We start from the raw sequence: 21,372 nt of genomic DNA, 5'->3' as shown, positions 1-21,372 counted from the left end.
GCCCTGACAGACTCACCGCGGCGCGGTTCGCTAATCATGGCTTGCGGCGAGCGGTACTGGCTCTCTTATTTTTTCAGATACCGTGCGGCTGTTTCTGCCTTATGGGCCAGTACCTGGCGCTTTCTTTCCCACTTAGCCCGCTCTTTTTCTGCTTCCTGCTCTTTGTGCCGGCACAATATCGACGACAATTTTGTGCAACGGCAACCGTAGCGCTGTTTTACCTGTTCCGACGTCATGTTGAAGGTCACTTTCAGCCGGTAGTGATGGGGATTACCGGCTACAGGTTCCGCCCAGGCAATGACGCAATCCCCAAGATCGATAATTCCTCTTTTGTTGGGTAGCAGATGCCTGATAATAAGTGTGTCTCCTGGCTCTGGCTGAGACGGGAGATCGGCTTCGGTTATCGGGAAATTTGCGGGACTGGATTTCAGTTTTTCCCAGCGCTCCGGCGTCAGGTCGAGTATAAAACTATGCATTTTTCCCCCTTGTGGTTTTCTGCCAGCGGGATAACAGGTTGTGCAGGGTGCGTTGGGCGCCGGATGTTTCAGATATCCGGCGTTCCTGTTTCCTGCTGTCAGTACGTTGTTCCGAATCACGAATGGCTTCGGCTTTCTTCTGCTGGTAGATGGCATCGGCGCTGGCGTAGCTGGCCGCACGTTGCAGCGCCTCTTCGTGTAGTTTTTTCCGCCAGTGTTCCGCCTGTTCTTCCGGCGTCAGATTAATAAATTCGCGGTATGCAGCTTTCACTTCCGGCCCCCACTGGGTAGCGGAAATGTCGTTAACGGTCGCTTTCATGTGCTGAATAGTGATGGTGAAGGCTTCATCTGCACTTAACCGGGGTTCACGTTTCAGGCGGTCGATGATTTCCTGCTTTTGCTGGCGGGAATATCGCCGTAAATCGTCAATATTTCGCGGAAGTTCTGTCGGCTTACTGTCGCTTTTTTCGCCGGATTTCGGGGGCTGCGTACAGTTATTGACAGAACTCCAAGGGGCCGCTTCGCGGCCTGTTAAAGGCAAAACCCCGCCCGGTGCCGGATTCAGTTTCGGCACGATGTTGTAGCTTGCGGTGCGGGTGTAGATGAGGTCTTCTGCGTCCGAAAACGGGCTGTAAACCCCCTCTATTTTTGATACCGTGTCGCCGTAATCATTGCCGTTTTCGGTGTGGCTGTAGTACAGGCGAACGGTGAGATCGTCGCGGGCAACGAACGGGCCACCCTGATACATGGTGTAGTGCTGCCAGTCTGACGCATCCGCCACGGCGCGAACGGCTTCGACCTCCGGTGATAACACCAGTTCACGATCGCCCAGACGGCGCAGCTCACGCCAGATAGTGACGGGCGCGCCGCCGATTTGCTGAAACTGGCGAATATTCCAGCGGGAGGCCCATGCTTTAACGCGTCTGGCTTCTTCCTTGAGTGGTTTACCGGTCTCTTTGTCCACTTCGCCATCAAGGCCGTGGCCATCGATATTTTTCGAGATGTATTTGACGATGTAGCCTACGGCGCGACCCCGGCTTTTATCTTCCTGAACCGCTTCAAAACGGTAGTCTTCTGCTCCCGGTTCGTCACCGTCTTCCTCCAGGGCATATTCGCGAAACACTGCTGTTGCTTTTTCCAGATTTTCAGGCTTAAACCACAACACCATATGCCAGTGTGGCGTGCCATCATGGTGGGGTTCCACGGTACGAAATCCGAACGTGCGAATGCCCCGGCGTTGCCAGGCGGCGCGGACGCGTGACCAGACCCTACAAAGGTATTTCTGCGTTTTTCTGGGGCTGGCCCCGTTGTATTTGTCGTTGCGCTTCCCGTCTTTGATGCGGGTGGAATGGTACGAAGACGGGGCCGTCAGGGTGAAAAACATCCCGATAAGCCCCATTTCGTCAGCGATATCCTGAAAACCTGCCGCGCGGGTGGTCAGTTCCATGCGGGCGATTCTGGGGTTAGACGTGCTCGCCAGTACTTTATCGATCAGCGGCGAGCGCTCGCCGGTGTCTTTGTCTTCCAGCTCCATTTTGTGCAGCCAGGCCATGTTAGCCTTTTGCTGTGCCAGCCATTCTTTCAGGCAGGGCTCCGAACATTTCGGAGAGGCCTGCTTACTGACATAGCCCGCTGCAATCATCAGGTGTTCGCGCCAGCGGTCGTGAATACGCTTCAGCTTACCCATCCACCATTTTTCCGCCTGAAGGCGACCAGCGGCCCGCAACGCCTCTTCGGCGTCGAGTTCTTCCTTGCTGTACTTATCCCATCCGGGGATCGCAATATTGATGGTGCGGGCCTTGCTGGCGATATAGCCGTAGGCGTCCAGTATGGAAAACTCCAGGTCTTCGGTCTGGCTGTACTGATAGTCAAACTGGCTTTCAAACTCCGTTTTCATGAGTCTGGAAAGCGTATACGCCATGCGTCTGAGTTTCTTTTTGTCGGCCCACGGCAGTAAATGGAAGTCGTCACGCATGGGTAACAACAGAGCGGGGAGTGTGTCACACGGGTAATACTGCACGTTGACCATCTCAACACGGCGCAATATGTGGCGTTCAAAGGTGCTAAACAGCCACTTAACCGCACTTTCCGGGTTTTCCCCGTCGAGTGCGGCCAGTTTCAGGGCAAAACGGCGGCGAATGATCCCCGGCAGTGATTGCAGGCGGCGGCGCAGGTATTTTTCGCGCTTCTCACGTTCTTTTTCGGCGGCTTTTTCCTGCTCAATAAGGCCGCGATTTTCCAGGGGGGTATTGCACAACTCCTGAAGTTCTTCATACGTGAGCGTGCGGCGCTCGCCGTCTGGCGTCAGATATTCAAAACACAATGATGGGTCGCCCTGGTCGTCACTGGTGGTGACTGGTTCCGGGGTAAGTTCATTTGCTGCTGCGGCGTCGTAGTCCGGGCTGTTCCACGGATACGGGTAAGCCGTCGTGTCCGGGGCTTTGCCGGAAAACTGCGGTGGGGGTGTTGGTGTGCAGCGTCCGCGAGAAGGGGTCATAGCGTGACCGCCTCCATGTATGCTCTTATGAACGCTTCCGCGACCGGCACAACGATGGCGTTTCCGTAGGCGCGCAACTGGCCCACGCGTCCGGGAGTCCCATTAACCAGCGGCTTAAGTCCGGGTTTAACTGGCCTCCACTTTCCATCCCGGCAGAACAGCCAGTCAGCATCCCGCCAGTAGCCGTTAACCGGACAGGTCCCGCTATCTGTGCTGCCACATCCAGCCGATCCGTTGATAACTTCCCGTGGCGAATCCTCCCGCCCTGGTAGCCGCCTTTTGCTGCTGTCGTTGTTGGTGTGGGCCAGCCCGTCAGGCAGGCAATATCCTGTAAGTTCTGCTGGCGACCGGCCAGATTGCGGGCAATGACTTTCTTCGCGTCCTGGTAGGCATTCTTGGTGTTGCTTGTAAGCGGCGTCGGCCACCCAGAAAAGGCGCTGTCGGATGTGCGGCGCACCGAAGCCCGCAGCGCAAAGATCGACAACTGCGACGGCGTATTCCGCCTTTTCCAGGTCAAATTGTACAGCGTCGAACCATGTGAGGCCGTCCTTGCTTGCAACTTGTTCACCAAAGATAACGTAAGGTGCGCACTTCTTAATGAGCTGGCGCCATGTGGGCCACAGATGGCGGGGGTCATTGAATCCCCAGCGTTTCCCTGACTGGCTGAATGGCTGACAGGGGCAGGAACCTGTCCAGACGGGGCGACTGTCAGGCCATCCGGCGCATCGCAGGGCGTAAGACCAGACGCCGATCCCGGCGAAAAAATGGCACTGCGTGAATCCTTTAAGGTCATTGGCGGTAACTTCCTCAACTGAGCGCGTGTCAACTACGCCGGGAGCAATGCAACCAGCGTCGATAAGGTTTCGCAGCCAGGCGGCGGCAAAAGGATCTATTTCGTTGTAGTAGGCGGTGGCGGTCATCGCGGCAGGTACTCCCTTGCGATGGCGTCAGCGGCGGTAAATCGTTTGTGATAGATCGATCTTGCTGTTGACTCAGGCATTTCAAATTTCTCGGCTATTTTCGAAAATGTCATGCCGTCATCACGTAAAGCGCGAATGAGTCCAACGTCGCTGTCGGAATACTTTGTTAAAGGGTTTAAGTCACCGTATTTACAGTAAGTAACACCCAGTCTTTTAGCGCGGTTTGCTATATCCGTGCGGCTCTTTCTTCCCAGATGAGACGCCACCTCTGACAGCGTCATGCTGTGGCGGTGAGTCCGAATAAACATGTCCTGTTCCGGTGTGAACTGGTGACGTTTATGACCCAGGCGTCCTTCACGCCGAAGACGGATCGCCCTGAACTGGACGGCGGCTTTAGTACGTCCCAGTTGTGTGGCTATCTCGCGAAAAGTATGATCCGGATACAGGCTTATCAGTGACTCTTCTTCTTCCAGTGTCCAGTCTTCGTAATACTTCAGCATGACGTGGCCTCCTGGTGTGCGGCGGAGAATGTCTTTCCCGCCCGGCGTGGTGCGCTTACATACCTCTCCCGGCCATCCAGTACGCCGATCACTTCAGCGGCTTTCCCGCGTCGCTGTCCGTTGGCACTGACAGAACGGTGAACATTCAGGCGATGCAGTTTGAATGGCGCATAAATTGCGCGGGTCTCTTTGGTGTCGCTGTTGGAAATCACGACTTTTGCGCCGTAATCCTGACTGGCGTCGAGCAGATACGAGACAAGATCCCGATGGTCATCAGGCGTAAAACCGGCTGCGGTGTAGCTGCGGAAATCCGCGGTTTTACTTTCGGGCAGATAAGGCGGGTCGCAGTAAATTACCGTGTCATTTGACATGAGCAGGTGTTGCGCCCGGAGTGTGTGGCGGAAATCCACGCATAAAAACTCCGCGCGTGTTCTGCGGGCTTTTTCGGCAAACTGACACATTTCTTCTTCGGGGAAACGATATTTCTTGCGCCCGAACGGTACGTTGAATTCTCCTTTTTTGTTGGTGCGCCAGACGCCGTTGAAACTGTGGCGGTTCAGGTACAGGAACAGCGCCGCCAGATTCAGGCAGTCTTCATAGCTGCGATCCCGCTTTAATGCGGTTTCGTTGAATTTTCCCTTGAGTTGGTAATATGCCTCGCTGTTGGTCGCGCTGAATAACGGTCTGGCCTTGTTAATCAGCTCTTCCGTGCATGATGTCAGGGTGGTGAAAAAGTTGATCAGCGCTTCGTTGGCGTCACACAACACATAGCGCTGGTAATCGGTGTTTAAAAATACGGTGCCGCTACCGACGAACGGCTCAACCAGACAACCGCCAGAACGGGGCAGGCGCTCGTTATTAAGAAGTCTGTTCAGGGTGCGGTATTTACTGCCCGCCCAGATTAACGGCGAACTTTTCCAGGCTTTCATACGCCACCCCACTGACCGTATTGCTCGTATTCCTCGCGTGGCGAGAGTTCAGTGTGTGGTGTGGTTTCTGGTGCTGGTTCGATCCTCCCTTCAATAGCGATATTACAGGCGCGGTACTGCACGCCATTAATCAGGAACACATAACGCTCTTCATGCGGCGTGTAGATGTCATCCAGTAGCGATCTGTTCCAGTCGATAAGGTCTTCGTGGATATGCAATATGTCCCCGCCAGGCACAAGTTCGAATACCACCCATCTGGTGAGTTTCATGTTCATACTGCACCTCCCCACTGCGGCAACATCTGAATGTTGGTGAAGGTGTACAGCCAGTACATTTCGTTTAGCGGGTCTTTGTTGGGGTAAACGTCCCGCATGAATACGAAGAGTTCGGCACGAGGATGATTTGCCGGGTTAAAGCCGTCTGTGATGGCGTGTTGGTCGGTTATCTGGTCGCCCTTTATGACGGAAATGTCCGCGATGAAGGCGATGGCGAACGGAACCCATTCGCCGTCTTCGGTTTCCGTGACCAGTTCGATATTGCTCAGGGGCTGGCAGGGCTGTCTTTTTAACAGGCCGTCAAGGTCAGATACGCGGGTAAATACCGTTCCTTTATCAAAAATCAGGGTTGCGCCAGCGCTGTAATCAGGGATGGTAATATCTTCTGACAGCCTTTCCTGATGGAAAAACTTGTCTGTATCATGGTCAGACGGGAAGCAGCGAAAGTCCATCATGCGGAGCGTGGTTGTCTTCTGGCCGCTGGCGAATGCCTCAACAAAGCGGGGTTTGAATTTCATCTGTAGCATCGTCTAATCCTCTTCACGTATTCGTTATGGTTAAGCAGTTCCCATGTCTGGCCTTCGTCCAGACTTAACAGCCGATAGCGGTACATGACGTTGATTACGCGGGCTGGCGGTACTCGTTCCAGCCGACGCACATGTGACCAGTCATCATTCAGCAGGCGGTTGTATGCCACTCTTGCTGCCCGTTCCGGCTTTCCCCGTGGCTTCTTCCTGTTCTGGCGGTAGCGATCGGGGATGATTAGCTTCATTTGTTGGGGGCTAATTCTAGGTTCCTGGCCTTTACCCAGCGGTTATCCTCAAATTCGGAGTCGAAGCGGACGTAATACCGATGCTCGGTGTATGAACTGATAGAGCTACCGACTACTGTTCCGCGTTGGTCAGGGTTCGCTTTCAGGCATACGCGAGTACCTATTACGAAAGGCGTGTAATAGGCTGTGGTATCCGGGCCGCTTGCCAGGTCAACGGCAACAGCGGGGTTAGCCGCTTTCTGAACGGCGCTGAGCTGGGCGCGGAGTTCGGCGTTTTCTTTAACGAGCTGTTCGATGGCGTTAGCGGCGATGGTGTGAGGCTCAGACATTATCGCGACAAAAAAATCATCGTCGCCAGCCATTGCTTTGGCGTGCATACGCAAAAATGCCGCCCCGGCTAATGCTTTTTGGGAAAGGGGTTTATTTGAGTTAATCATTATTATTTCCTTTATTTGGGTTGTACGAATCCCGCCGCGTGAGCGGTGTTTAAATGAACCAGGTCAATTAATCAGTTATTCAGTCAGGTCGTGTAATTCCCTTAATTGTCGGGCTACTGTTTTTAAACTCCTTGCTGTTTCCATTAATTCTGCGGAGACAACCAGATATTCATGATTTGCAAGCCTCATATTGGCAATTTGCAGTGTCTCTGCTGCTTTTGTGATGATTCCGGCTGCTACAATTCTTTGCCTTGCGGTGGCGTCCATTTTGTTTCCCTCTTTTCGGTTAAATTCATTTGTTTTTTAAGCTGTGAATACTTTCTTCTTTGTCTCCATGTGTCAAAAAACATCAATATCCACACGGCCATAAACATAATTAATGCGGCCAGTGATATAACGGCTATTGATTCTGGAATGGTGAATGAATAACTGATATTCATTGTTATCACTCCGTAATTCTGGCGGGGTCGGGGACGACGCCGTCAGTTAATTGTTTTGTCATCCAGTTAAGTTCTTTAAGGTCTTTGCTTGCATCTGTATCTTTTGAGTAAAACAAGGTATTGCGGACACTAAATATTCCGCACTTCATAACTTCAAAGTGTGTTTTCCTGGCTCTGGGGTTAACTTCATTATCGAAGTGATACCCCTGTAAGAACTCGTTTACCTGTTCTGCCGTGTGTTTCCTCATAACATCATCCTCACAGTGTGAAAAAGTGCCGTGATAACCCGCCCGATCGGGGTGTGGTTTCTGCTGTAGTGTTTATATCTCTCTCATTTCGCAATCTTTAAGGGCGATGCAGTCTTTACGATTAGGGATTTCAGTAAGAATTACGTACATTAATGCACGAAATTTGGGGTTGTACGCAATAGCCGGAAACGGACACAACTTTTTTACATCGGCTATGGGCATATACATTTCAACATCAGCAAATAACGTGTCGTCTTTCAGTGTCAGACGTTCTATTTTCCCCTGATTTTTAATATCGCGAGTCACCATTGGATTGCCAATAAACTCGCCTATATTTGGCTGATAATAATCAGCGTTAAACGTCTTTACGCAACTCTCAAGCATTGACTGCGTGATTTCGCGACCGTCAATAATCTTTCCCGCTCTGGCGATGGGGACGTTTTTAATTAATGTGTTCATGTTTGACCTCGTTTATTTGAGTAACCAAAACACCAGTAAGTAAGCGATCGCCGCTAAAAGTATTGGGTGTAACCCTTTTGCTAAGGCCGCTTCATATTCCCGGCGTATGTCGCCGAATTTCACGCGCTTATTGCTGTGTTTTTTCCAGACATATATTGCAAGCACGCCGGAATAAAATATGAACATCGTCAGCAATGGACTCATGATATAGTTAGTTAGCGTGTGCATTAATCGGCCTCGTTAAAAAAGTTAACTGGCATTCACACGATTAAAGCCAGCGCTATCATGAATACGATTAAGACAACTCCAAAAATTGCGGCACTGATGGTTGTCGTTTTATTTGGATTTGCGTTAATTGCAGCCCCAAAAGTCCATCCCAGAGAAAAGATCGTGAATGCGACGCATACAAGAATTGCTGGGTTGATTTCATGACTCGTGGTTAAGCTGCTTTTATTTCTGTTTAAAGAAGTTCATGAACCCGCCAGAAAAATACGCGACCATGTCAACGCAGCGCTTATAGTTCTTACCTTTGCTTGTCGTAATTAAAATCCCACGATCGGCATCGGTCTGAACACTTTTCAGATCGCCGTTGCGAAAACGTTGTGCGAAGGCTTTTAATGTCATCTGTGGTTCAATGCCTTTCTCAATCAGGGCACGCGTCACGCCTTCAACGGTCAGAATTTCACGCTCCCGCTCTTTGTATCTGGCAATGTCGCTTCTTGTCATTTCGTATTTCGGGGTGCGTGATTGCGTCCTGATTGTCATGACTCCCCCTTACTATCTTTGATTTCTTTCATTCCGCGTAAGTAGAGCAGCCTCGCCATGTTAGAGCGCGAGCGGCTTTCTTCCTTAGCCATCCCCTCTAGGACTGCGAACTCTTCTTCATCAAGACGCAGTAAAACCATCTTTCTTGGGCTTGATGCCTTTGGCGCGCGGGATCTGGTGTCACGTATCTGTTCCATAGTGATATATTCGATCTCGTTGTTACTCGGTTTTTATAGTTTTGACCAATATTATTGTCATGTCAATAAGGATTTATACATATTATGGTAACCATGGGTGATCGAATTCGTGAGGAAAGAAAGAAACTCAAATTAAATCAAGCGGATTTTGCTGGGTTAGCTGGGTGCTCACGTAATGCGCAAGCTATTTATGAAAGAGGTGAGAGTCTACCAGGCTCGGCGTACTTGGTTAGGTTGTCGGAAATCGGGGTTGACGTTCAGTACATCCTTACGGGTCAACGACTTCCGCTTACTGAAATCTCGATGGAGGAACGTACCCTTCTCGAAAACTATCGCGCCATGGATAAGGCGGCACAGTTAAATATGCAGGCGGTTAGCGCTGCGTTCGCGCAGGCTAACATGAAAAAGGATGAAATTCTGAAAGACGGCAGCAGCGAGTAACGACTATGGGGATCAGTAAACTACCTGATGGTCGTTACCTGGTGGATCTTCGCCCTAGCGGAAGTGAAGGAAAGCGCATACGCAAAAAATTTATAACCAAAGGCGAAGCGAAGGACTTCGAGCGGTGGGCTATTGCAAAATACACTAACAAGGAGTGGGTAGAGCCTGTAAAGGATGACAGATATCTGCACGAACTGATTGAACTGTGGTGGAAGCTCAAGGGGCAGTTACTGCGTGACGGTACGGCTATTTACGGTAAACTTCTGGCAATGGATCGCCGTCTCGGTCATCCTGCGGCCAGCGACATCACCCCAAAGCTTTTTGCTGAATATCGCGCGCAACGCACTTCTGCCGGAATAAAGCCCAAAACCATCAATACGGAACAAACACACCTCAGCAGCATGTTTAATTCCCTGCATGAATCCGGGCACTATCCGACAAGATCGCCACTGACGGGGGTCAGGCGTATTAAGCTCACTAAGTCAGAAATGGGATATCTGACCAAAGAACAGATCGTGCAGCTACTGGCGCAACTGGACGGCGATAATGTGCTGGCGGTAAAACTTTGTCTTGCCACTGGCGCACGATGGAATGAAGCGGCCTCACTAACCAGCAGTCAGTTACTTGATGACCGCGTGACTTATATCAAAACCAAAAACGGCAATAACAGAACGGTTCCCGTCTCTCCCGAACTGATCGCCAGTATCCGCAAGGGCAAGGATCATAACCTGTTTCCCGATGTTGATTACATAACCGTCAGAAACACGATTAAATCTATCGCGCCAAATCTACCGGACGGGCAAGCCACTCATGTACTACGTCATACGTTTGCGAGTCACTTTATGATGAATGGCGGGAATATTCTTGCCCTGCAACGCATACTTGGTCATGCAAACATTTTACAGACGATGGTCTATGCTCACTTCGCCCCGGATTACCTTTTCGAAGCCGTAAAATTCAATCCTGTTGCCGCCCTTTAGAGTGTCCAGTTTGTGCCCAAACTGCTTTTGTCAGGTGCGGTTACATGCGGTCAGGATGGACATTAAATTATTGATTTATTTATAATGCATTGATTTTAAAAGACTTAAAAAGGAGCCTTACGGCTCCTTTTTTATATTAACGGCGCTGTGCTTATCAGGCCTGTAAACCGCCTCCAGGCCGGATAAGGCGCTTGTGATATCTGACTTATTCGCTCTGAGTCGCCAGATGTCGGCGGCAGGTGAGGGCGTCGCATTCGATACGCACCACGCAAACCGCTTTCATCATATCTTCCCGATAACTGAAGGTTTTTCCCGGATCGGTCTGGCGCATAATGACGTCCAGGCCGTAGCGCATCTCCTCGCGCGTTTGCAATATCGATGCCAGTCCGGTGGCGAAAACGCTGGTGTAGGCGTAGCTATAATCACAGGGGTCATCGGCACGTAGTAATGCATGGTCGCCGTCTATTTCAATGCATACTGCCGGGTTCTTACGTAACAGACGCATCTTTTTCCCGGTGCGTGCGCCGTGAAAATAAAATATCCAGCGTCCGTTCTGATACTCGTAGCCAAAATTTACGGGGACAACATACGGGCAGAGATTGTCGTTAAACCCTATCCGACACACTTCGTGTTTACTGAGAATAGCCAGTATTTCTGCTATATCAGTGACTTCCCGTTCTGGATTACTCATTTCTATTATCTTATTCAAAGAATGAAAATGCCCGGACTACTGTTACCGCAGCCCGGGCGCGCCATCAGCCGTGTTTATTTTTCAATTCAAAACGCGGTGAGACCAGGCCGTATAACGTCCAGCCGAGGAAGGTCACAATTGAGCCGTACAGCATGGCTTCTTCACCGGAGGAATATAGCGCGTAGAAGCTATACATGGCGCCAACGAAGGCCACGAAGTTAGCGACTTTCGCTTTTGATGACGGCACATTCGCCATTTTCTGAATGATAACCAGCGCGGCCATCGACAGAATATACGGAATAATGTTCGTCACCACCGCCAGGTTAACCAGGACGTTAAACTGACTATTCAGCGACGGGCTAATGGTCATCAGCGACAGGCCAGTCTGAATAATCACAATAATCAACATCCCCTGAACCGGCGCGTCGACTTTCGTTACACGAGAGAAGACTTTCGGGAAATAGCCTTCGTCAGCGGAGGATTTAAAGACCTGAGCGATAGTGAACTGCCAGCCCAGCAGCGAGCCGCAGCAGGACATTACCATCAGCGCCATGATCACTTTACCTACCGCAGGCGTGAACATCTGTGCAAACGCCAGACCAAACGGCGCCGTGGAGTTCGCCAGATCCATGTTCGGCACAATCCCGGCAATCACGTTAGTCGAAACGATATAGATGACCGCCGCGCCCAGCGTACCGCCCAGTACCGCAATGGGGACGTTCTTTTCCGGATTCTCGACCACGTCTGCGTTGGCGCAGGCGGATTCCAGTCCAAGAAATGCCCACAACGTCATGGCGATGGAAGAACCGACCGCGCTAAAGAACGGAACATGGTGCGGGTTCCATGACGCTACGTACATGCTGGGGCTAAACCAGAACCAGCCAATGATGCACAGGCCGACAACCGGAATGATGACGCCCCAGACGGTAACGCTACTGATCTGTCCGGTAATACGCGCGCCGCCAAAGTTTGCGATGGTACAAACCCACAATACGGCGATAGTCGCCAGACCGATCTGGAGCGGCGTCAGCGCGGCGCCGAACAGTTCGGTGCCATAGCCGACAGCAGAGATGGCGATAGCCACGTTGGCGATCAGCAGCGAGACGCCGTAGGTATAGTTCGCCATAAAGTTGCCGGATTTACCGAAGGCATATTCGGCGTAACCGCCCATGCCGCCGGATTTACGGCTAAACATACCGCATTTCGCAAACGCCCAGGCCAGCGCCATCGAGCCGACGGCGGTGACCAGCCAGGAGATAATGGATATCGTGCCGACTTCAGACAGTTTGGTCGGTAGCATGATGATCCCGGAGCCCATCATGTTGACCATAGTCAGAATTGTGAGCTGCACGACACCCATTTTATTGGATTTAGGTTTACTCATAATTTTTCCTCCTTCAGCAGGGAGCGCTGCGCGTCACGAGGTTTAATGACGTAGCACCAGACCTGCTTACGGCCGTCGTGTTCTTCGATATAAACGCCCTGCAGTTCAGGCGCAAAGCCCGGCAGCAGGTTGATCCCTTCTTCCAGGGCGCTGAAGTAACGCAGGACAGAACCGCCCCAGATTTCACCCGGAACTACACACAGCACTCCCGGCGGGTAAGGCAGAGCGCCTTCAGCCGCGATACGACCTTCCGCTTCCGGCAGGCGAACCAGTTCGACCTCGCCGCGCAGATAGGCATAGTTGGCCTCTTGCGGATTCATACTGACTTTCGGGAAATGCGATTTACGGAACATCTCTTTTTGCAGCTGTTTCACGTTGTGCCGCGCATAGAGATCGTGCATCTCCTGGCAAAGCTGACGCAGGGTGTAGCCGGCATAACGCGCTTCATGCTGTTTGTAGATGGACGGTAATACTTCCGCTAACGGCGCATCAGCTTCCAGCAGTTTTTCGAAACGAGCCAGCAGGGCGACAAGCTGTTGTAACTTCGCCATGTCTTCTGCCGGCGTCAGCAGGAACAGAATGGAGTTGAGGTCGCATTTTTCCGGCACAACGCCGTTCTCGCGCAGGAAGTTGGCGAGGATCGTGGCAGGAACGCCAAAGTCTTCATATTCGCCGCTCGCTGCATTAATGCCCGGTGTGGTGAGCAGCAGTTTGCAAGGGTCGACAAAGTACTGATGTTCGGCATAGCCTTCAAACGCATGCCAGTGTTCTCCCGGAACGAAGTGGAAGAAGCGCAGATCGCTGGCGATCTCTGACGTCGGGTATGACTGCCACGGCTTACCATCAATCAGTTCCGGTACGAACGGACGGATGTGATGACAGTTTTCGAGGATCAATTTACGGGCATCGATGCCGTTAACCACGCAATCCATCCACATATTGCGACCGCTGACGCCTTCGTGCATTTTGGCGTTAACGTCCAGCGCGGCGAACAGCGGATAGAACGGGCTGGTGGAGGCGTGCATCATAAAGGCGTTGTTCATGCGCTTATGCGGAACGTAGCGCGATTGCCCTTTGATATGGCTATCTTTTTTATGGATCTGCGAGGTCTGGGAGAAACCGGCTTGTTGTTTGTGAACGGACTGCGTCACCAGAATACCCGGATCGTTTTCGTTCAGTTCCAGCAGCAGCGGCGAACAATCGGCCATCATCGGAATAAATTGTTCATAGCCGACCCAGGCGGAGTCAAACAGGATGTAGTCGCACAGATGACCAATTTTATCGACGACCTGACGGGCGTTATAAATGGTACCGTCGTAGGTGCCTAACTGGATGACGGCCAGACGGAATGGACGTGCTTCGCGGGCACGCTGCGGCGCGACTTCGCTAATCAGCTCGCGCAGGTAATCTTCTTCGAAGCAGTGAGCGTCGATCCCGCCGATAAAACCATACGGGTTACGTGCGGTTTCCAGATAAACTGGCGTTGCGCCCGCCTGCAATAATGCGCCGTGGTGGTTAGATTTGTGGTTGTTACGGTCAAACAGTACCAGATCGCCCGGCGTTAACAGCGCGTTGAGTACGACTTTGTTAGAGGAGGAGGTCCCGTTCAGCACAAAGTAGGTCTTATCGGCGTTAAAGACTTTCGCCGCATGTTGCTGCGCAATGCAAGGCGCGCCTTCGTGAATCAGCAGATCGCCCATCGCCACGTCCGCGTTGCATAGGTCGGAGCGGAAGAGCGTTTCGCCAAAGTATTCCACGAACTGATTACCGGCAGGATGACGGCGGAAGAATTCGCCGCCCTGGTGCCCCGGGCAGTCAAATGCGCTGTTGCCCTGGTTGACATAATCCACCAGCGCGCGGAAAAACGGCGGACGTAACTGCGTTTCGTAGTGGCTTGCTGCGGTTTCCAACTGACGACCATAGAAGGCAGTACGGGATTCATTATATTCGAATACACCAGAGATACGCGGCAAATACTCAGGCGGTACGCGCCCTTCGTCATGAGTCGCGACAAACACGGGAATACCGTAACCCGTTGCGTCGATTTCATCGAGTTTTCCGTGTTCAATGTCGTCGATGGATAACACGATGGCAGCCACGTCGATGAAACGACTCTCATCAACATTTACAATATTACGGTGTGTAGAAAAACAATCCGGGCAATGACGGCTAACGGCAATTTTTAATTCTGACATTTTTTCATCTCTTTATTTCAGGTAATAGCAGGCCCTCAATTTCTCGCATGAGAAACTGATTCTTCCGGAAAAAATCAAAGCTATCCCGCTGATAAAAAAATCAGTAAATTAGCTTTATTTTAGATGTAATAAATCCCAACCCGTCCGGTTGCAGGAAATTCAGGATTTAAGGAGTTGAGTACTACGATATACAGGCAGAAACCGTGATAACTAAAATTGCGCTGAGTCGGAATTTCTTCTATCAAACCAGATGGTTAGCTGGCTTGGTGTAAAGGAATTACCGTGCTGTCGCTTTTAACAATTCGAGTTATTTAGGCAATAGACCTGAATGACATAAGGGTCGGAAAGACCTGTATGCTGAAGTACCCGTAGCAGAAAAACTACCGGGCATTAAAGAAATGAAAATCGAAACTATTACGGTGGGCAAACATCATAATATGCGTTGTCCGCCTTATATGGGGCATAAAACGATTATTATTTTCCATTTTGAGGTCCTTTCATTGATTTATTGAAAGCATGGATATTTTATCCAGGGAGCGCCAGCGATCTGTGAACCAGATCAACAAAAAACGATCATTTGAAAAATAATTAGTCGGCGATTATGCATATCGTGCTGTGAAATAACGGATTGTTTCTTAAATGTTAATTATATGTTTTTTATATCCTTCATAAAATATAATATCGCCGCGAAAATAATTATTCGCGACGCCGAAAATAAATGACATAAAAATTAGAAGTTATTTAAAAATAATGAATGGCTATTCACGGCATAAAGCGATAGCCAATTCCGGTTTCGGTAATAAAATGGCGTGGGCGGGTGGGATCTTGTTCCAGTTTCTGGCGTAAATGTCCCATATAGATGCGCAAATAGTGGCTATGCTCCACGGCGTTAGGGCCCCAGACCTGGTTTAATAACTGCCGTTGGGTTAATACCTTGCCGGCATTATTGAGTAATACCGCCAGCAGGCGGAACTCAATCGGCGTCAGATGGATTTCTTCGTCGCCACGGTGGATCAACCGTGCGGCGAGATCGACCGTCACGCCGGAAAAGCGGACGATCGGATCGGCGCAAGGGCTGGCGGCGTGCCGTCGCAGCGCGACACGCAAACGCGCCTGCAACTCGCCAATGCCGAATGGCTTGCTCAGGTAATCATCAGCTCCGGCGTCAAGCGCGGCAATCTTATCGCTTTCTTCGCTGCGGGCGGAAAGGACAATCACCGGTATTGCGCTCCACTGACGCAGGTCGCGAATAAAATCGATTCCGTCGCCATCCGGCAGGCCGAGATCGAGAATAATCAGATCGGGCTTTCGCGTGGCGGCTTCCAGTAAACCACGTTGTAATGTTTCAGCTTCATACACGCGCAGGCCGTCGCCTTCCAGCGCGGCGCGCAGAAAGCGGCGGATGGCCTGTTCATCTTCAACAATCAGAACGTTTGTCACATATCCTCATGAAAATCATCAAGTTCAGGTGGCTTTCCTTGCGGCAGCGTCACACGGAAACAGGCGCCGCCCTGCGGTCGATTATAGGCGGTAAGCGTGCCGCCGTGTACCTCTACGATAGCATGGCAAATCGCCAGCCCCAGCCCCACGCCGGGGACGGAGGACTCTTTGTTGCCGCGGGCGAACTTATCGAAAATCTTCTGTTCTTGCCCCGCAGGAATACCCGGCCCGTTATCCCAGACATCCAGTTGTAAACGATCGTCCTTAACCGCAGCATCAATGCCGATACTGGCCTGCGGCCCGGCGTACTTAACGGCGTTTTCCAGCAAGTTGATCAGGACACGCTCAAATAAGGGGCCATCGACATGGATAAGCGTTAACTGTTGCGGCAGCGACAATGTAATCGGATGCAATAAACCCGGCTCTAACATCTGTAACGCGCTACCGACGACCTCTTCCAGCGTCAGCCACTCTTTTTTAAGATTAAACCCGCCGGACTGAATACGCGCCATATCCAGCAAATTATTCACCAGCCGGGTGGTGTTGAGAATATGCTGGCGGATTTCACTGGCCTGACGCGCGTGGGGCGATCCTGCGCTGGCTAAATCCAGCGTCAAAATTTCCGCCTGGCCGAACAATACCGTCAGCGGCGTGCGTAAATCATGCGATAGCGCCGCCAGCAGAGCGTTGCGAATACTTTCGCGCTCGCTGGCGAGACGCGCCTGTTCTTCGCTGGCGGTTAGCGTCAGTCGTTCCAGCGCGTTGGCGACAAGCAGAGTAAATGTTTCCAGCAGGCGTTGCTGCTCCGGCACCATTAACTGACGCAAATTACCCGGTTCGACGATAGCCAGACCGTACGTTTTATCGGCGCTTTTCAGCGGCAGGATTTGATAAGGCACGCCAGGGAGGGTATCGGTGCCTGCGCCGGCAGGCTGGCCTTTATCAAAACTCCAGCGCGCAATTGCGTCGTCCCACGGCGTCATGCCTTGCTGGTGGGTGAGAGGCAGCAACTTACCGTTAGCATCAGGTAATAAAATTTGGCTGCGCGCCTGGAACGTCGAGGCGATAAACCGCTCGCTGGTCGCGGCGATATCATGTTCGCTACGCCCGACGGCCAGCGCTTTAGACATTTCATATAAATGGCGGGTACGCTGTTCCCGATAACGGGCGACGCGCGCCTGATAGCGCACCCCGGCAGTAAGATTGCCAATCACCAGACCAACCGTCAGCATCACGGCAAAGGTCAGCAAATACTGCACGTCCGAAACGGCGAGCGTACCGCGTGGCGCGATAAAAAAGAGATCGAAACTCGCCACGTTAATCACCGTCGCCACCACCGACGGCCAGCGTCCGTAAAGCAGCGCAATCACCACTACGCCCAGCAAATAGAGCATCACCAGATTGGCGGCGTCGAAGGTGACAAGCCACTGCATAGCGATAAGCGTGGTGATGGCGCAAAGCGCCACGGCGACCAGACAGCCCTGAATCTGCCCACGCCATTTCTCTTTAAAAGGTCGGTTATCAGGCGTTTGCGCCAACGCGCGGGCAGGCGGTTCTTCCAGCGCGACGATCACCTGAACGAGATCCGGCGCGCGCCTGGCAAGACGGTCGGCGAAAGCGTCACGTCGCCACCAGCGTCGCGACGCCGGGCGGCCCATGACGATTTTCCCCAGATTATGCTCGCGGGCATAGCGCACGACCGCTTTCTCTTCGGCGGGATCGGACAGGGTGGCGGTTTCCGCGCCAAGCTCCTGCGCCAGGCGCAGCGCGCTTAAAATGGCCCGTCGTTGCTTTTCCGGTAAGCGGTGTAACGTTGGCGTTTCGACATAGACGGCGTGCCAGACGCTGCCGAGCCGGGAGGCCAGACGCGCCGCGGTACGCACCAGTTTTTCGCTGCCGGTGTTATGCCCGATACACAGTAAAATCGCATCACGCGTATGCCATACTTTTTCTTCGCCCGGATGCGCGCGCCAGGCGCGCATCTGATCGTCCACGCGATCGGCTGTCCGGCGTAGCGCCAGCTCGCGGAGGGCGATCAGATTGCCCTTGCGGAAAAAATGTTCAATAGCGCGTTCCGCCTGACCGGCGATATACACTTTACCTTCGTTGAGCCGTTGGCGCAGATCGTCGGGCGGCAGATCGACCAGTACGACTTCATCGGCGGCATCAAAAAAGGGATCGGGGACAGTTTCGCGCACCTGAATCCCCGTGACGCCACTCACCACATCGTTCAGACTTTCCAGATGTTGTACATTCACGGTGGTGAAAACGTCGATTCCCGCTTCCAGCAGCTCTTCAATATCCTGCCAGCGCTTAGGATGGCGTGAGCCAGGCGCGTTACTGTGCGCCAGCTCATCCATTAAAATCAGCGCCGGACGCCGGGCGAGGGCGGCATCCAGGTCAAATTCGCGGATTTGCCGCCCCCGGTGCGAGTGACGTTTTGGCGGCAGAATGGTCAGCCCGTCAAGTAGCGCGGCGGTCTCTTTACGGCCATGCGTTTCTACCACGCCGATCACCACATCCAGCCCCTGCGCTCGCAGCCGCTGCGCTTGCGCCAGCATCGCCCAGGTTTTTCCGACGCCTGCGCAGGCGCCGAAGAAAATTTTCAACTTCCCCCGGTGGGGCGGGGGCGTTTGTTCCAACAAGCGATCCGGATCAGGACGCAAGGGTTCGTCGTTCATTTCGCTCTGTGTCCCTGTAGCGCATCCAGCGCCAGATTAAGCTCAACAATATTCACCACTGGTTGCCCAAGAAAGCTCGCCAGCGGCCTGTGCGTATATTCTGCAACCAGTTGCGCGACCTGTTCAACGGGAAGCTGGCGAGCCGCCGCCACGCGGGGGATTTGCCATGCCGCGGCGCCGGGCGTCAGATTATTATCCAGCCCGCTTGCCGACGCCGTCGTCAGCTCAACCGGAACCGCGGAACTCGCCTGGGGGTTAGCGGCGCGTAGCGCGGCGACGCGGGCCTGTATTTGCGCATCCAGTTCGGGATTGCTGGCGGCCAGGTTGCTTCCGCCCGACGCCAGTGGATTATAAGGCGTATCGGCGGTGGCGGAGGGCCGGCCATGAAAATAGCCCGCGGCGGTAAACGATTGTCCGATAAGCGCTGAGCCGCGTATCACATGGTCTTTATGAATCAGCGAGCCATTAGCCTGCCAGGGAAACCACCACTGCCCCAGCGCCGTGGTCAGAAGCGGATACACGCCGCCGGTCAATAACAGCAGAAATAACATTGTCGAAAAAGCAGGACGTAAACCGATCATCATACACCTCACGCCAGACCCAGCAGGGTCAGCAGCACATCAATCACTTTGATGCCAATAAACGGCACCACCAGACCACCCAGACCATAGATCCATAAATTACGGCGCAGCATGGCCGATGCGGAAAGCGGCTTATAACTCACGCCTTTTAATGCCAGCGGGATCAGAAAAATGATAATCAGGGCGTTAAAGATCACCGCGCTCAGAATGGCGGAGTTCGGCGAATGCAGCCCCATCACGTTGAGCGCGTTTAGCTGCGGATAGGTAGCGGCAAACGCGGCGGGAATAATGGCGAAATATTTCGCTACATCATTCGCGATACTGAAAGTGGTGAGCGAGCCGCGCGTCATCAGCATCTGCTTACCGATATGCACCACTTCAATCAACTTGGTCGGGTTAGAGTCCAGATCCACCATATTACCGGCTTCTTTTGCCGCCTGGGTGCCGGAGTTCATCGCCACCGCGACGTCAGCCTGCGCCAGCGCCGGGGCATCGTTAGTGCCGTCGCCGGTCATGGCGACCAGCCGTCCTTCCGCCTGATATTGACGGATCAGCGCCAGCTTGGCTTCCGGCGTGGCTTCGGCAAGAAAATCGTCCACACCGGCTTCGGCGGCAATCGCTGCCGCCGTCAGGCGGTTATCGCCAGTGATCATCACCGTTTTAATGCCCATCTTTCGTAGCTGGGCGAAACGTTCTTTAATACCGCCTTTAACGATATCCTTGAGGGCGATAACACCCAGTACGCGCGCGCCTTCCACGACCACCAGCGGCGTCGCGCCAAGACGCGCCACGTTCTCGACGTTTTGCTCGACATCGGCGGGAAAATGGCCGCCATTGCTCTCGACATGACGCCGAATCGCGTCCACCGAGCCTTTACGGATCATCCGGTTATCGATATTAATTCCGCTCATGCGGCTTTGCGCGGTAAACGGAACAAAGGTGGCATGAAGCGACTGCACATCGCGTTCACGCAGGTTAAAGCGCTGTTTGGCGAGGATCACAATGCTTCGGCCTTCCGGCGTTTCGTCGGCCAGCGAAGCGAGCTGCGCGGCGTCAGCCAGCGTGCGTTCGTCCACCCCTCGGGCGGGAATAAAATCGGACGCCTGGCGATTGCCGAGCGTGATAGTGCCGGTTTTATCCAGCAGTAACACGTCGACATCGCCCGCGGCTTCTACGGCGCGGCCGCTGGTGGCGATGACGTTCGCGCCCAACATTCGGCTCATTCCGGCTACGCCAATGGCGGAGAGTAGCCCGCCGATGGTAGTGGGGATCAGGCACACCAGCAACGCCACCAACACGGTGACGCTGACCGCGTTACCGCCCCAGGCGGAGAAGGGCCACAGAGTGGCGGTCGCCAGTAAAAAGACAATGGTCAGGGCAATGAGCAAAATCGTCAGGGCAATCTCGTTAGGTGTTTTCCGCCGCCGCGCGCCTTCCACCATCGCGATCATCCGGTCAAGAAAGGTTTCGCCAGGATTGACGCTACAGGCAATCACCAGCCAGTCGGAAAGAATTCGCGTGCCGCCGGTGACAGAGGCGAAATCGCCGCCGGACTCGCGGATCACGGGCGCGGATTCGCCGGTAATCGCACTTTCATCCACCGAGGCGCCGCCTTCGATGACCTCGCCATCGCAGGGAATAATATCGCCCGCTTTGACCAGGACAATGTCGCCTTTCCGCAGTTCAGCGGCGGGCACGTTATCGGCCTGCGCATCATGGCGCGGGGCGCGCAGGCGGCGAGCGAGCGCGGTCTTTTTCACCCCTTTCAGACTGTTTGCCTGGGCTTTGCTGCGGCCTTCCGCCAGCGCTTCGGCAAAATTGGCGAACAGTACGGTGAACCATAACCACAGGCTGATCACCCCTGTAAACAAGGCGCTTCCCGCTATTTGTCCTGTTACCATAGCGAGCGTTAACAGAGTGGTTAGCACGCTGCCGGCCCAGACCACAAACATCACCGGGTTACGCCACTGGGCGCGTGGGCTTAATTTTTTTACGGCATCCGTTAGCGCCTGTACGAGTAAAACAGGTTCAAACAGCGCCAGTTGCTTGCGACTCATATCAATG

The 21,372-nt window shown here is 53.1% G+C and carries 26 protein-coding genes; 3 read left to right on the top strand and 23 right to left on the bottom strand.

Annotated features, from left to right (window positions below):
- Positions 1–65: 65 nt before the first annotated feature.
- The 14 genes from ACLJRE_RS14365 to ACLJRE_RS14300 all read right to left on the bottom strand — a co-directional run bounded on the left by ACLJRE_RS14365 (position 66) and on the right by ACLJRE_RS14300 (position 8,181).
- A complete protein-coding gene (locus tag ACLJRE_RS14365; protein ID WP_058111857.1) occupies positions 66–476 on the bottom strand; it encodes a hypothetical protein in 411 nt (136 codons plus the stop codon).
- Positions 469–2,973 carry a replication endonuclease gene (locus ACLJRE_RS14360; protein WP_410957431.1) on the bottom strand — a complete coding sequence of 835 codons (2,505 nt, stop codon included), beginning with the start codon at positions 2,971–2,973 and terminating at the stop codon, positions 469–471. Before ACLJRE_RS14360 ends, ACLJRE_RS14365 begins: the two co-directional genes overlap by 8 nt.
- Positions 2,970–3,893: a DNA cytosine methyltransferase gene (locus ACLJRE_RS14355; protein WP_410957429.1), complete on the bottom strand. Its 924-nt coding sequence runs from the start codon at positions 3,891–3,893 to the stop codon at positions 2,970–2,972. The genes ACLJRE_RS14360 and ACLJRE_RS14355 overlap by 4 nt, the downstream gene beginning before the upstream one ends.
- Entirely contained in the window at positions 3,890–4,393 is a 504-nt protein-coding gene (locus ACLJRE_RS14350) for an AsnC family protein (protein ID WP_410957428.1), read from the bottom strand. Before ACLJRE_RS14350 ends, ACLJRE_RS14355 begins: the two co-directional genes overlap by 4 nt.
- Positions 4,387–5,322 carry a DNA adenine methylase gene (locus ACLJRE_RS14345; RefSeq protein WP_410957427.1) on the bottom strand — a complete coding sequence of 312 codons (936 nt, stop codon included), beginning with the start codon at positions 5,320–5,322 and terminating at the stop codon, positions 4,387–4,389. The genes ACLJRE_RS14350 and ACLJRE_RS14345 overlap by 7 nt, the downstream gene beginning before the upstream one ends.
- Positions 5,319–5,597 carry a hypothetical protein gene (locus tag ACLJRE_RS14340; RefSeq protein WP_023229644.1) on the bottom strand — a complete coding sequence of 93 codons (279 nt, stop codon included), beginning with the start codon at positions 5,595–5,597 and terminating at the stop codon, positions 5,319–5,321. Before ACLJRE_RS14340 ends, ACLJRE_RS14345 begins: the two co-directional genes overlap by 4 nt.
- Positions 5,594–6,124 (bottom strand): hypothetical protein, encoded by a 531-nt coding sequence (locus tag ACLJRE_RS14335; protein WP_024154177.1) that lies wholly within the window; start codon positions 6,122–6,124, stop codon positions 5,594–5,596. Before ACLJRE_RS14335 ends, ACLJRE_RS14340 begins: the two co-directional genes overlap by 4 nt.
- Positions 6,112–6,369, bottom strand: a complete 258-nt coding sequence (locus ACLJRE_RS14330) for a hypothetical protein (protein WP_023207951.1) — start codon at positions 6,367–6,369, stop codon at positions 6,112–6,114. Before ACLJRE_RS14330 ends, ACLJRE_RS14335 begins: the two co-directional genes overlap by 13 nt.
- Positions 6,366–6,806 (bottom strand): hypothetical protein, encoded by a 441-nt coding sequence (locus ACLJRE_RS14325; RefSeq protein ID WP_058111969.1) that lies wholly within the window; start codon positions 6,804–6,806, stop codon positions 6,366–6,368. The genes ACLJRE_RS14330 and ACLJRE_RS14325 overlap by 4 nt, the downstream gene beginning before the upstream one ends.
- Positions 6,807–6,881: 75 nt before the next feature.
- A complete protein-coding gene (locus ACLJRE_RS14320; RefSeq protein WP_020844111.1) occupies positions 6,882–7,073 on the bottom strand; it encodes a hypothetical protein in 192 nt (63 codons plus the stop codon).
- A complete protein-coding gene (locus tag ACLJRE_RS14315) occupies positions 7,043–7,246 on the bottom strand; it encodes a LapA family protein (protein WP_058647275.1) in 204 nt (67 codons plus the stop codon). Before ACLJRE_RS14315 ends, ACLJRE_RS14320 begins: the two co-directional genes overlap by 31 nt.
- Positions 7,247–7,251: 5 nt before the next feature.
- On the bottom strand, positions 7,252–7,494 hold the full coding sequence (locus ACLJRE_RS14310; RefSeq protein ID WP_024154181.1) for a hypothetical protein: 243 nt from the start codon (positions 7,492–7,494) through the stop codon (positions 7,252–7,254).
- A 72-nt stretch (positions 7,495–7,566) separates the two neighbouring features.
- On the bottom strand, positions 7,567–7,953 hold the full coding sequence (locus ACLJRE_RS14305; protein WP_058111970.1) for a hypothetical protein: 387 nt from the start codon (positions 7,951–7,953) through the stop codon (positions 7,567–7,569).
- Between the two features lie 12 nt (positions 7,954–7,965).
- Entirely contained in the window at positions 7,966–8,181 is a 216-nt protein-coding gene (locus ACLJRE_RS14300) for a hypothetical protein (protein WP_024154183.1), read from the bottom strand.
- 57 nt (positions 8,182–8,238) lie between these two features.
- On the opposite strand from ACLJRE_RS14300, the gene ACLJRE_RS14295 reads away from it, so the two are divergent.
- A complete protein-coding gene (locus ACLJRE_RS14295; protein ID WP_410957426.1) occupies positions 8,239–8,385 on the top strand; it encodes a hypothetical protein in 147 nt (48 codons plus the stop codon).
- A gap of 18 nt (positions 8,386–8,403) precedes the next feature.
- Here the strand turns inward: ACLJRE_RS14295 and ACLJRE_RS14290 are convergent, their stop codons facing one another.
- Positions 8,404–8,718 carry a hypothetical protein gene (locus ACLJRE_RS14290; RefSeq protein ID WP_023170317.1) on the bottom strand — a complete coding sequence of 105 codons (315 nt, stop codon included), beginning with the start codon at positions 8,716–8,718 and terminating at the stop codon, positions 8,404–8,406.
- A 281-nt stretch (positions 8,719–8,999) separates the two neighbouring features.
- Here ACLJRE_RS14290 and ACLJRE_RS14285 point away from each other — a divergent pair, with 281 nt between their 5' ends.
- Together ACLJRE_RS14285 and ACLJRE_RS14280 are read left to right on the top strand one after the other, a co-directional pair.
- A complete protein-coding gene (locus ACLJRE_RS14285) occupies positions 9,000–9,356 on the top strand; it encodes a helix-turn-helix domain-containing protein (protein WP_048590820.1) in 357 nt (118 codons plus the stop codon).
- Between the two features lie 5 nt (positions 9,357–9,361).
- On the top strand, positions 9,362–10,336 hold the full coding sequence (locus ACLJRE_RS14280; protein WP_058111971.1) for a tyrosine-type recombinase/integrase: 975 nt from the start codon (positions 9,362–9,364) through the stop codon (positions 10,334–10,336).
- A 205-nt stretch (positions 10,337–10,541) separates the two neighbouring features.
- Here ACLJRE_RS14280 and ACLJRE_RS14275 read toward each other — a convergent pair whose 3' ends face one another.
- The 8 genes from ACLJRE_RS14275 to kdpB form a co-directional block, all read right to left on the bottom strand.
- Positions 10,542–11,027 (bottom strand): pyridoxamine 5'-phosphate oxidase family protein, encoded by a 486-nt coding sequence (locus tag ACLJRE_RS14275; RefSeq protein WP_023212935.1) that lies wholly within the window; start codon positions 11,025–11,027, stop codon positions 10,542–10,544.
- Between the two features lie 64 nt (positions 11,028–11,091).
- The gene (gene potE / locus ACLJRE_RS14270; RefSeq protein ID WP_000042658.1) at positions 11,092–12,411 is read right to left on the bottom strand and encodes a putrescine-ornithine antiporter; all 1,320 of its coding nucleotides are present in this window, start codon (positions 12,409–12,411) and stop codon (positions 11,092–11,094) included.
- Positions 12,408–14,606, bottom strand: coding sequence for an ornithine decarboxylase SpeF (gene speF / locus ACLJRE_RS14265; protein WP_001292402.1), 2,199 nt, complete (start codon positions 14,604–14,606; stop codon positions 12,408–12,410). The genes potE and speF overlap by 4 nt, the downstream gene beginning before the upstream one ends.
- A 380-nt stretch (positions 14,607–14,986) precedes the next feature.
- A complete protein-coding gene (speFL, locus tag ACLJRE_RS14260; RefSeq protein WP_015632840.1) occupies positions 14,987–15,091 on the bottom strand; it encodes a leader peptide SpeFL in 105 nt (34 codons plus the stop codon).
- A 277-nt stretch (positions 15,092–15,368) separates the two neighbouring features.
- Positions 15,369–16,046: a two-component system response regulator KdpE gene (gene kdpE / locus ACLJRE_RS14255; protein WP_000186053.1), complete on the bottom strand. Its 678-nt coding sequence runs from the start codon at positions 16,044–16,046 to the stop codon at positions 15,369–15,371.
- Positions 16,043–18,727: a two-component system sensor histidine kinase KdpD gene (gene kdpD, locus ACLJRE_RS14250; protein ID WP_410957424.1), complete on the bottom strand. Its 2,685-nt coding sequence runs from the start codon at positions 18,725–18,727 to the stop codon at positions 16,043–16,045. Before kdpD ends, kdpE begins: the two co-directional genes overlap by 4 nt.
- Complete coding sequence (gene kdpC, locus ACLJRE_RS14245; protein WP_023212936.1) at positions 18,724–19,308, bottom strand: potassium-transporting ATPase subunit KdpC; 585 nt, start codon at positions 19,306–19,308, stop codon at positions 18,724–18,726. The genes kdpD and kdpC overlap by 4 nt, the downstream gene beginning before the upstream one ends.
- Before the next feature lie 8 nt (positions 19,309–19,316).
- Positions 19,317–21,365 (bottom strand): potassium-transporting ATPase subunit KdpB, encoded by a 2,049-nt coding sequence (gene kdpB / locus ACLJRE_RS14240; RefSeq protein WP_023212937.1) that lies wholly within the window; start codon positions 21,363–21,365, stop codon positions 19,317–19,319.
- Between the last annotated feature and the right edge of the window lie 7 nt (positions 21,366–21,372).

Source organism: Salmonella sp. SAL04157, assembly GCF_046551635.1.
In the GTDB taxonomy this organism is placed as follows: Bacteria; Pseudomonadota; Gammaproteobacteria; order Enterobacterales; family Enterobacteriaceae; genus Salmonella; species Salmonella enterica.
Note: the sequence above shows the minus strand (reverse complement) of the source record. Positions and strands in the feature narration are given on the sequence as shown.

Bases quoted from the DNA above. Each gene is read 5' to 3' on its own strand.
- ACLJRE_RS14365 (WP_058111857.1), bottom strand. From the start codon at position 476: ATGCATAGTTTTATACTCGACCTGACGCCGGAGCGCTGGGAAAAACTG.
- ACLJRE_RS14360 (WP_410957431.1), bottom strand. From the start codon at position 2,973: ATGACCCCTTCTCGCGGACGCTGCACACCAACACCCCCACCGCAGTTT.
- ACLJRE_RS14355 (WP_410957429.1), bottom strand. From the start codon at position 3,893: ATGACCGCCACCGCCTACTACAACGAAATAGATCCTTTTGCCGCCGCC.
- ACLJRE_RS14350 (WP_410957428.1), bottom strand. From the start codon at position 4,393: ATGCTGAAGTATTACGAAGACTGGACACTGGAAGAAGAAGAGTCACTG.
- ACLJRE_RS14345 (WP_410957427.1), bottom strand. From the start codon at position 5,322: ATGAAAGCCTGGAAAAGTTCGCCGTTAATCTGGGCGGGCAGTAAATAC.
- ACLJRE_RS14340 (WP_023229644.1), bottom strand. From the start codon at position 5,597: ATGAACATGAAACTCACCAGATGGGTGGTATTCGAACTTGTGCCTGGC.
- ACLJRE_RS14335 (WP_024154177.1), bottom strand. From the start codon at position 6,124: ATGCTACAGATGAAATTCAAACCCCGCTTTGTTGAGGCATTCGCCAGC.
- ACLJRE_RS14330 (WP_023207951.1), bottom strand. From the start codon at position 6,369: ATGAAGCTAATCATCCCCGATCGCTACCGCCAGAACAGGAAGAAGCCA.
- ACLJRE_RS14325 (WP_058111969.1), bottom strand. From the start codon at position 6,806: ATGATTAACTCAAATAAACCCCTTTCCCAAAAAGCATTAGCCGGGGCG.
- ACLJRE_RS14320 (WP_020844111.1), bottom strand. From the start codon at position 7,073: ATGGACGCCACCGCAAGGCAAAGAATTGTAGCAGCCGGAATCATCACA.
- ACLJRE_RS14315 (WP_058647275.1), bottom strand. From the start codon at position 7,246: ATGAATATCAGTTATTCATTCACCATTCCAGAATCAATAGCCGTTATA.
- ACLJRE_RS14310 (WP_024154181.1), bottom strand. From the start codon at position 7,494: ATGAGGAAACACACGGCAGAACAGGTAAACGAGTTCTTACAGGGGTAT.
- ACLJRE_RS14305 (WP_058111970.1), bottom strand. From the start codon at position 7,953: ATGAACACATTAATTAAAAACGTCCCCATCGCCAGAGCGGGAAAGATT.
- ACLJRE_RS14300 (WP_024154183.1), bottom strand. From the start codon at position 8,181: ATGCACACGCTAACTAACTATATCATGAGTCCATTGCTGACGATGTTC.
- ACLJRE_RS14295 (WP_410957426.1), top strand. From the start codon at position 8,239: ATGAATACGATTAAGACAACTCCAAAAATTGCGGCACTGATGGTTGTC.
- ACLJRE_RS14290 (WP_023170317.1), bottom strand. From the start codon at position 8,718: ATGACAATCAGGACGCAATCACGCACCCCGAAATACGAAATGACAAGA.
- ACLJRE_RS14285 (WP_048590820.1), top strand. From the start codon at position 9,000: ATGGTAACCATGGGTGATCGAATTCGTGAGGAAAGAAAGAAACTCAAA.
- ACLJRE_RS14280 (WP_058111971.1), top strand. From the start codon at position 9,362: ATGGGGATCAGTAAACTACCTGATGGTCGTTACCTGGTGGATCTTCGC.
- ACLJRE_RS14275 (WP_023212935.1), bottom strand. From the start codon at position 11,027: ATGAGTAATCCAGAACGGGAAGTCACTGATATAGCAGAAATACTGGCT.
- potE (WP_000042658.1), bottom strand. From the start codon at position 12,411: ATGAGTAAACCTAAATCCAATAAAATGGGTGTCGTGCAGCTCACAATT.
- speF (WP_001292402.1), bottom strand. From the start codon at position 14,606: ATGTCAGAATTAAAAATTGCCGTTAGCCGTCATTGCCCGGATTGTTTT.
- speFL (WP_015632840.1), bottom strand. From the start codon at position 15,091: ATGGAAAATAATAATCGTTTTATGCCCCATATAAGGCGGACAACGCAT.
- kdpD (WP_410957424.1), bottom strand. From the start codon at position 18,727: ATGAACGACGAACCCTTGCGTCCTGATCCGGATCGCTTGTTGGAACAA.
- kdpC (WP_023212936.1), bottom strand. From the start codon at position 19,308: ATGATCGGTTTACGTCCTGCTTTTTCGACAATGTTATTTCTGCTGTTA.
- kdpB (WP_023212937.1), bottom strand. From the start codon at position 21,365: ATGAGTCGCAAGCAACTGGCGCTGTTTGAACCTGTTTTACTCGTACAG.